This is a genomic window from Motilimonas thetidivivens (genome assembly GCF_046452435.1).
GTDB lineage: Bacteria > Pseudomonadota > Gammaproteobacteria > Enterobacterales > CBDFNC01 > Motilimonas.
The window spans coordinates 74,815-83,956 of the sequence record NZ_JBKFDK010000020.1 but is presented as its reverse complement, the minus strand read 5'-3'; the positions used below and the strand labels follow the sequence as shown (position 1 = coordinate 83,956).

Here is a 9,142-nt window from a genome sequence, read left to right as displayed (position 1 = left end):
CTACCCGAGCAATAAGTATTGGTTGGAACATCTAATCCTATGGGAGCACCAGTTATGGTGACAGTGGTATATGGTGAGAGCGGCACCTTGTGGGAGTGGAATTTATTCCGCGAAATAGCGCGTAAACGACTCATTTATCGCGATTTAAAAATAGCTCCTACCCGAGCAATAAGTATTGGTTGGAACATCTAATCCTTTGGGAACACCAATTATAGCGCAATACTTTATCGCCGCATGACTGCGGCTCCCACAGAACAGCTCCTACTCCAAAAAACAAACCATCAATATTGGCGCGAGCTGCGGATCACAAACAAATTATTAAGCCTTTGCTGCATGCTAAATCCGCGTGAAACGGCTTTGTCTTGGCCTTTACTTAATACCGCATTGAGCCACATTTCATTGCCACTTTTTGGCCGTAAATCTGAAGTACGCCACGTCTTTTCAATGGTTAACGGTATTTCGCTGACGATATCGGCCAAGCGGGTTAGATTAAGATTAGTGAACCAACGGCCATTACGAACCCCTTCACTGTCGCCATATTTAAACGACAAATACAGCACACCACCGGGCTTTAATGCACGATAAAGGCGACTTAAGGTCTCGGGTAACTCGTGATATGGCACATGCAACAAGCTGGCGCAGCACCAAATGCCATGATAAGCCCGCACTTCGTCAATTTGGGCAAAATCACGCAGCTCCACCGCCACGCCAGAAAAACGCGATGCCTTGATGGCCAGTTCCGGGCTAGGATCTAGCGCAGCAACCTGAAAGCCATGTTCAACAAAATACTTGGCGTCACGGCCCGAGCCACAGCCCGCATCCAGAATCACGCCACCGGGAGGTATATAAGGTAAAAACGCATCGTATAAAGGCGTCAGGTTTAGGTTCACCGTCGCCTCAAAAAACGCATCAGCATTCTTGCTGTAGTATTCGAGAGTATTGATCATCTTCATTTCGTCAACTGCCGCTCATCCGTGAGCCCGATTAGTTTACCCTGTTGTACGCATTCGTGCATTATTTGTGCGATTTAAATCGAGCTAAGACGACAGTTTTCCTTCCCTCATCATCGATTTGGCATTCGTACAAAAGCATTAAAATAATGAGTAACTTGTAAATATTCAGTCAGAATACTTGATTTGGTAATTTTTGGGAATATAATCCCAAAAATGAATGAAATCCGAGAAATTGCGCTCAAGAAAGCGCTGCTAATGATCCTGAAGCCACTGGTGCGCATTTTGCTACGCAATGGTGTTGTATTTAGTGAATTCAGTGAATTAGCAAAGAAGGTTTATGTAGATGTGGCGTTTGCTGAACATGGTGAAAGCGGTAAAAAACAAACCGTCTCTCGTGTCGCCGCGATCACTGGGTTAACCCGTAAAGAAACCAAACGTCTACATGAGCTAAAGCAACCACAAAGTAATATCTCTGGGAATAAATATAATCGGGCCTCCCGAGTTATTAGTGGTTGGTTGAACGACGCTGAGTTTTCAGATGCGCCTTTGCATCCCTCTCTCCTTTCTATCGAAGGTGAAAAAGGCTCATTTGCTGCCCTCGTTAAGCGGTATAGCGGTGATATCCCCACCAAAGCTATGTTGGATGTGCTTAACGCGGCAGGCAACGTGGTTATTTCAGAGCGCGGTGTTATGTTGGTGCAACACGCTTTTGTCCCGCAAGCAGATGAAATAGCCAAATTGTCAATTCTTGGCGTGGATACCGCTGAGCTGATCAGCACCTTAAATCACAACCTTGTGTGTGATGCTGATCAGCTCTGGTTCCAAAGAAAAGTTTCCAACTCTCTTATTCGTCAGAAAGATCTCAAATTATTTCGAGCCTATGCAGCGAAACATTCTCAGGCACTGCTAGAAGACTTCAATCTATGGCTTGGCGAGCAAGAGGTACCCGAGGGAGAAGATGAATCAGACTGCTGCTACGTCAGCCTCGGCATTTACTATTACCAGAATAAACAAGGAAATCAGAATGATGAAGTTTAATAAATGTGCGTTTAGCGTTGGCGTGGCCTTAATCGCCTCAACGCTAGTTGCTTGCGGCGGTAGCGGCTCTACCGCTAATCGAGGCGGCGGCATAGGTGGCACTGGCGTTACCCTAAGCAATCAATATTCAGGTGAAATCAGCGGCTTTGGCAGTATCTTTGTTAATGGTGTGCGATTTAACACCAACAACAGCCAATTCTTTGTCAATGGTCAGGCAGCAGATGAATCAGCGTTATCCGTTGGTATGGTAGTGCGAGTTGAAGGAGAGGCGCAAGCAGGGGAAGGCGTAGCCAATAAGGTGTACTTTGATGCAGGCATTGAAGGACCGATCAGCGGCGATATCATTTCATCAAGTCGTGAACTCATCGTACTTCCTGTGATGGGTGTTGAGGTGGTACTGCACGGTAGCAAAACACAATTTGACCAGCTCACCTTTGAGCAGCTCAGCCAAGACACGAGCTTATTAGCCGCGGGCAAAATGGTGGAACTCAGTGGTTTCTATAATGCTCAAGGCCAATTTGAAGCCAGTTATTTTGAGCTTGAAGATAAGCCGTTTGTGGCTAACTCATCTGAAGTACAAGTAATAGGCACTGTGGAACAATTATCCGATAGCCAATTCACCTTAACACTCAGCCAAGGGGTAGCACCACTGACCGTTGAGTTATTAAATGCAAGCACTGAAGACGCGTTAGTCGAAGGCAAGCTAGTGAAAGTGGAAGGCACCCTAGCCGCGTTGGATAGCCAAACGATTCAAGCAATCGAAATTGAATCACTCGAAGCGCAAGAAGAGCAAGAGGTTGAACTACAAGGTCTGATTACAGCCTTAGAGAGTCAACAAAGCTTTACCTTAAACGGAGTGACTGTTGACGCTAGCCAAGTTACGTTACAAGAGCAACTCACCACAGACATGTTAGTGGAAGTGGAAGGGGTAATGAAACAAGGTGTGCTAGTAGCGGAATCGATTGAGATTTTGCGAGCCAGCGATGAGCAAGAAATCGAACTGCAGGCACCCGTTGAAAGCGTAGATCTTGATGCACAAACAATAACCTTATCGGCCTTTGGCCAGCCTATCACGCTGTCGGTGAATAACCGCACCGAGTGGGACGACGAGCGTGATGATGTTCGCCGTTTTAATCTCAATGATGTGGCGGTTGGCGATTACCTTGAGGTAGAGCTAGTAGAAACGCCTGCTGGATTGATTGCTCAAGAGATAGAGCGTGAAGACAGCGAAGACGGTAGTGCTCTGGAAGTGGAATTATTAGCGGCAAATTTAGATCCTGATAATCAACAGGTAAAGATAGCAGGGCTTAGCTTAAGCCTAAATGAAAATATTGAAATTGAAGGCGAACTGACGGTGAATGAGTTTTTTGACCAAGCCGTTAGCTTTGATGAAGTGGTTTTCCTTGATCTAGATGGCGACCAACAAATAGACCAAATTTTATTAGACGATTGATTCCGTAGCCTTGACTCACTGTCTGTCAGTGTTGTTTGGCGAGCTTAGGCTCGCCTTTTTTTTGTTTGATAATTGAATCACAATCCCGCCCTCGTTTTGCCCCACCGTTTTCACCATAGAGAGATTTTCATTGCATCGGCCGAGGCAAAGAGCATAACCTTAAACAGTAACTTGTTGTACGAGAAGTGATTTCTACCATGAAAAATGTATTGCTGAGATTGGCATTATTGACGGCATTATGGGTACCTAATGTGGCTATAGCCGATGAATTAAAGCCGTTCACCAGTGACGGTTGCAGCGCCTTTCCCGATGGCACCTTAGAACATAATGAGTTGTGGTTGGCATGCTGCACTCAGCATGACTTTGCTTATTGGCAAGGAGGCAGCTACAAAGCAAGAGAAGCCGCAGACCTTGCGTTAAAAGAATGCGTTTCCGCCCTTGGTGAAAAAGAAATTGCCCTACTTATGCTAGCAGGCGTGCGCGTTGGCGGCACACCTTTACTGCCTACGGCCTTTCGTTGGGGCTACGGCTGGCCATACCCTAGATTCTATGGCGAGCTAACAGAGAGCGAACAACAACAAGTTCAAACGCTTACAAACGATCTCAATAACGCCCAGTAAATAGAATAAGCTGCAATGACACCCCAGCAAGCTGCGAGGGCACAGTGTTGATAAAACCCTGTACCCTAGCGATAACCTACTCTACCGTAACGCTTTTTGCGAGATTTCGCGGCTGGTCAACATCGGTACCCTTGATGATGGCCACGTAGTAAGACAGTAATTGCAGCGGTATGGTGTACACAATCGGCGCAAGAATATCGTCGACATGTGGCACGCGCAGCAAGGTGATGCCTTCACTTTCCACCAGCTCGGCTTCTTCATCGGCAAATACATATAAATGACCGCCACGGGCGCGCACTTCTTCGATGTTTGACTTAAGCTTTTCTAGCAACTCATTATTAGGTGCCACCACTATGGTAGGCATATTGGCATCAATCAGGGCCAGTGGGCCGTGCTTAAGCTCGCCAGCGGCATAGGCTTCGGCGTGTATATAGCTAATTTCTTTTAGCTTTAACGCACCTTCCATGGCGATTGGATATTGATCGCCGCGACCTAAGAATAGCGCATGGTGTTTTTCGGCAAAATCTTCAGCCAAGGTGGCGATACTGTCGTTGAGCGCGAGCGCCTGATTGACGGCATCGGGCAATCTTTGCAGTGACTGTACTAGTGCAGCTTCTGCCCATTCATTTAGCACGCTTTTGCTTTTTCCGATGGCACCACAAAACACTAATAATCCGGCCAGCTGGGTGGTAAATGCCTTGGTTGAAGCAACGCCTATTTCAGCGCCCGCTCGGGTCATAAAGGCCAAGTCAGATTCGCGCACCAAGGACGAGCCCGGCACGTTACAGATACTTAAGCTGGCGGTGTAGCCCATTTCTTTGGCCAGACGTAATGCCGCTAAGGTGTCGGCAGTTTCCCCTGATTGCGACAAGGTAACGATAAGGCTGTTGGGACGGACAAAGGATTTGCGGTAACGAAATTCGGAGGCGATTTCCACATTACAACTAACCCCTGCCATGGCTTCCAGCCAATAGCGCGCCACCATACCTGCATGATAAGACGTACCACAGGCGATAATTTGCACATGCTCTATGGTGCTAAAAATATCCCCCGCTCCCGCGCCAAAGGCTTCACACAATACCGTGTTGCCAACAATGCGGTTCTCTAGGGTATTGATGATGGCACTGGGCTGCTCGAAGATTTCCTTCATCATGTAGTGACGATATTCGCCCTTGTCGCTGGCATCATGGGTCACGCTAGACTCCATCACGGAGCGCTCGACTGCACTGCCATCTTTAGCAAAGACTTTAACTTGGCGGCGGGTGATTTCGGCGACATCGCCTTCTTCTAAAAACATAAAGCGCCGCGTGACGTTGAGTAATGCTTGCTGATCGGATGCAATAAAGTGTTCGCCCACACCAACCCCTATCACTAAGGGGCTGCCAGAACGAGCCACTACCAGCTTATCGGGCTGATTGGCATCCATGATCACCGTACCATAAGCGCCTTCTAGCTCAGTAACAGCTTGTTGCACCGCTGCGAGTAAATCGTCACCTTGACCTAAATGGTGTGCGACTAAATGCGCGATAACCTCTGTATCAGTTTGCGATGCAAATTCAAAACCTAGGCCTTTTAACTTTTGGCGTAATTTTTCATGATTTTCGATGATGCCATTGTGAACCACGGCAATACGGCTAGAGACATGAGGATGGGCATTGGCTTCTGAAGGCTCGCCATGAGTTGCCCAGCGAGTATGAGCGATACCGGTACCGCCCGAAAGTGGCGTTTGTTCAAGCGCATCGGCTAAAGCTTGCACTTTGCCAAGGCGACGTAAACGCTGAATGTTACTGTCATTGATAATGGCGATTCCCGCGCTGTCATAGCCGCGATATTCTAATCTGTGTAGTCCTTCAAGTAGTATTTCCGCAACGTCCCGTTGCGCTACTGCGCCAACAATCCCACACATAGGCTGTATCCTTATTGTTAGAGTCTATTTTTCCCTACCATTGAGGGCCATGACTCATGATTTCATTAATTATCTCCATCCTTAGAAGTGTAGAAGCTTCGGGATTCCTTACCGAAGATTTTCCAAACAAAAAGGCTGAGTATTCACCCAGCCTCTACTCTGCATTGGTAATGCAATTCTCTTTCCAGCTCTAGAGTTGGCTGGCGATAATTACTTTTTTTGCTTTTCCGGACGCAGCCAATTTTGAATGTGGCGCTGCTTAACACGGCTGATCACTAGCTCTTTTTCACCCACATTATGGGTAATCGTTGAGCCTGCGCCCACCGTGGCGTTTTGGCCTATGGTCACAGGTGCAATTAATTGTGTATCCGAGCCGATAAAGGCGCCGTCTTCAATCACGGTTGGGAACTTGTTTACACCATCATAGTTACAGGTAATGGTACCCGCACCTATGTTTACCCCAGCGCCAATCGAAGCATCACCTAAGTAAGATAAATGACCACATTTACTGCCTTTACCTAGTGTCGATTTTTTCATTTCAACAAAGTTGCCTACCGATGCGCCATCTTTCAATACCGTACCAGGACGTAAACGAGCAAACGGCCCCACCTGACAACCTTCGCCGATTTCAACACCTTCAATCACGCTATTGGCCTTGATTTCACAATCGTCACCAATTTTGGCATTGCGGATCACACAGTTAGGGCCAATCTTAACGTTGTTCCCTAGGCGAACCTTACCTTCAAATACACAGTTAACGTCAATTTCAACGTCCATGCCACAATCCAATGAACCACGCAGATCAAAGCGGCTTGAATCTAAAATAGCAACGCCATCCATCATTAATTCTTCGGCTTGGTGTAGCTGGAATGCTCGCTCAAGACGACCAAGTTGTAAGCGGTTATTCACCCCTTCTACTTCAATCGCAGAGCTAGGCTGTACCGCGTTAACAATACGGCCTTGCTTGTAGGCCATTTCAATAATGTCGGTCACATAGTACTCGCCCTGGGCATTGCTGTTGCTCAGTTTGAATAACCAGTGTTGCAAGTCTTTGGCGTTGGCAACCAAGATTCCTGTGTTGATTTCACGAATACGGTGTTGATCAGGAGAAGCGTCTTTATGCTCAACAATGCCACAAACTAAGCCGTGCTCACGCACAATACGGCCATACCCCGTTGGATCGTCAACCATTAAGCTTAATAAACCGATGCCCCCCGGTGGCTGTGCTGCCACTAGGCGTTTGATTGTATTAGCACCTAGTAGAGGCACGTCGCCATACACCATCAAGATTTTTTCTTCGTCTTTAAAGTGGGGCGCCGCTACTTGCATCGCGTGGCCGGTGCCTAACTGCTGCTCTTGCTTCACCCAATTCAATTTAGTGTCTTGGATGGCTTCTTTCATATAGTCACCACCGTGACCATAAACTAAATGAATGTTATCAACACCGAGGCTTTTCACTGTGTCTATCACGTGTTGCACCATCGGTTTATGGGCAATTTTATGTAGCACTTTCGGATATTTAGATCGCATACGGGTGCCTTTGCCCGCAGCAAGAATGACAACACTCAATGACATATATTTGATTCCAACAATGATTTGGGGACACAGTTTAGTAAAAAACCGCTTAATTCTTAATAAAAAATAACAGTTCTAGATGAAATTTTATTGAAAAGCCGTGAAAAACCAACTTTTACGCTAAGTTTTCGGTCAATTTTTATCAACAATCAGCCTTAATTAATAATAATTCACCTAGTATAAGACGGGTTTCACTTCACTAAATAAGGCAAAAGCCTTATAAATATCGGAATTAGAGTTAACAGGATAGTTAAGAATGAAAAAAAGAACCTTATTGGTCTCTTCAGTAGTAGCCAGTAGTTTGTTTCTAGGGGCGTGTACCACGCTTGATCCCTACACCCGCGAAGAAAAAACATCCAACGCCACTAAAGGAACATTAATAGGTGCGGCTGGCGGTGCGGTAATCGGCGCCATAGCTAATAATTCTAAAGGCGCGCTGATTGGTGCGGCAATCGGTGGTTTGGCGGGCATGGGCGTTGGCCATTATATGGACAAACAAGAGATGCACCTGCGCCAACAATTGGAAAATACTGGCGTTAGCGTGACCCGTGTTGGCGATACCATAGTGTTAAACATGCCTAATGCCATCACTTTTGATGTTAACCAAAGCACACTAAAACAAAATGCCATGCCAACACTCGATAGCGTTATCTTTGTGTTACAGGAATTTGATGAAACGCGCGTTAACGTTTTAGGTCATACCGATAGCACAGGAGCAGCAAGTTATAACCAAACCTTGTCCGAGAAGCGTGCCGGCGCCGTTGCCGATTACTTATTACAAAGAGGGTTACCATACAATCGTGTAAACCCGATTGGCTATGGTGAGACTCGCCCAATCGCAGATAACAACACCGCTGCGGGGCGCGACCAAAACCGTCGTGTCGAGTTAGTTTTGTCACCTATGACCAAGTAACACGCCATTTGTTCATATTTGCGGTGAACAAAAAAAAGCCAAGCATCATGCTTGGCTTTTTGTTTTCATAAAGATTTAGTTTAAGCAGTCGCTAGCTTTGGGTTTGAGCCAAAGTCATTCGCATCTTGGCTATCCATGATCATGAAAATCAATAAAATAATGCCGCCAACAGCTGGTACTAAGCCAATCCAAAACCACCAGCCAGAACGGCCAGTGTCATGTAAACGACGAACTAAAACTGAAATAGAAGGAAGGAACGAAGCAAGGCTGTAAACACCAATCAGTGCCGTAGCGATACCGCCCATGGTGCCAAAGATGGCATCCAGAATACCGCCAACAGCACCAAGCGCGAATATCGCTATGATATTGAACAGGGTGAAGTACCAATATTCACTACGACGTGCACGACCTTCAAACGTAGCATATTTTGCCCAACATAGTTTGTACCATTCCATTTTAAATCTCCTAACCTGTAGAATAAAAAATTAATCACTAAAGAATCATCCGGCAAGTATACTGATAACCATCTCAAATCATAGTGATTAACAACACAAAATAAAAAACTGCTGATTTAAGGTGACAAAGTTGCGCTTTGCCATGCCAGCTAATTAACAGCTAGGTGAGAAGTTAGGGTTAACGCAGGAGGAAAAATAGTGACTGAGCTTTTTATTACGTGATGAAAAT

Annotated in this window: 8 protein-coding genes; 4 read left to right on the top strand and 4 right to left on the bottom strand. The window is 46.2% G+C overall.

Translation table 11 applies throughout. The annotated features are described in order from the left end of the window. Positions 1-281 precede the first annotated feature (281 nt). On the bottom strand, positions 282-947 hold the full coding sequence (locus ACK8OT_RS14605) for a class I SAM-dependent methyltransferase (protein ID WP_410197263.1): 666 nt from the start codon (positions 945-947) through the stop codon (positions 282-284). A 219-nt stretch (positions 948-1,166) separates the two neighbouring features. Between ACK8OT_RS14605 and ACK8OT_RS14600 the strand changes: the two genes are divergently transcribed. The 3 genes from ACK8OT_RS14600 to ACK8OT_RS14590 all read left to right on the top strand — a co-directional run bounded on the left by ACK8OT_RS14600 (position 1,167) and on the right by ACK8OT_RS14590 (position 4,064). Then, positions 1,167-1,991, top strand: a complete 825-nt coding sequence (locus tag ACK8OT_RS14600) for a DUF6502 family protein (RefSeq protein ID WP_410197262.1) — start codon at positions 1,167-1,169, stop codon at positions 1,989-1,991. After that, positions 1,978-3,444 (top strand): DUF5666 domain-containing protein, encoded by a 1,467-nt coding sequence (locus ACK8OT_RS14595; protein WP_410197261.1) that lies wholly within the window; start codon positions 1,978-1,980, stop codon positions 3,442-3,444. The genes ACK8OT_RS14600 and ACK8OT_RS14595 overlap by 14 nt, the downstream gene beginning before the upstream one ends. A 197-nt stretch (positions 3,445-3,641) precedes the next feature. Next, complete coding sequence (locus ACK8OT_RS14590; protein ID WP_410197260.1) at positions 3,642-4,064, top strand: hypothetical protein; 423 nt, start codon at positions 3,642-3,644, stop codon at positions 4,062-4,064. 76 nt (positions 4,065-4,140) lie between these two features. Here the strand turns inward: ACK8OT_RS14590 and glmS are convergent, their stop codons facing one another. Further along, positions 4,141-5,970: a glutamine--fructose-6-phosphate transaminase (isomerizing) gene (gene glmS / locus ACK8OT_RS14585; protein ID WP_410197259.1), complete on the bottom strand. Its 1,830-nt coding sequence runs from the start codon at positions 5,968-5,970 to the stop codon at positions 4,141-4,143. Between the two features lie 210 nt (positions 5,971-6,180). Then, positions 6,181-7,545 carry a bifunctional UDP-N-acetylglucosamine diphosphorylase/glucosamine-1-phosphate N-acetyltransferase GlmU gene (gene glmU, locus ACK8OT_RS14580; RefSeq protein WP_410197258.1) on the bottom strand — a complete coding sequence of 455 codons (1,365 nt, stop codon included), beginning with the start codon at positions 7,543-7,545 and terminating at the stop codon, positions 6,181-6,183. Positions 7,546-7,801: 256 nt separating this feature from the next. On the opposite strand from glmU, the gene ACK8OT_RS14575 reads away from it, so the two are divergent. Beyond that, positions 7,802-8,458 (top strand): YiaD family glycine zipper/OmpA-like lipoprotein, encoded by a 657-nt coding sequence (locus ACK8OT_RS14575; RefSeq protein WP_410197257.1) that lies wholly within the window; start codon positions 7,802-7,804, stop codon positions 8,456-8,458. An 80-nt stretch (positions 8,459-8,538) separates the two neighbouring features. Here the strand turns inward: ACK8OT_RS14575 and ACK8OT_RS14570 are convergent, their stop codons facing one another. Further along, complete coding sequence (locus tag ACK8OT_RS14570; protein ID WP_410197256.1) at positions 8,539-8,913, bottom strand: DUF805 domain-containing protein; 375 nt, start codon at positions 8,911-8,913, stop codon at positions 8,539-8,541. Positions 8,914-9,142: the final 229 nt, after the last annotated feature.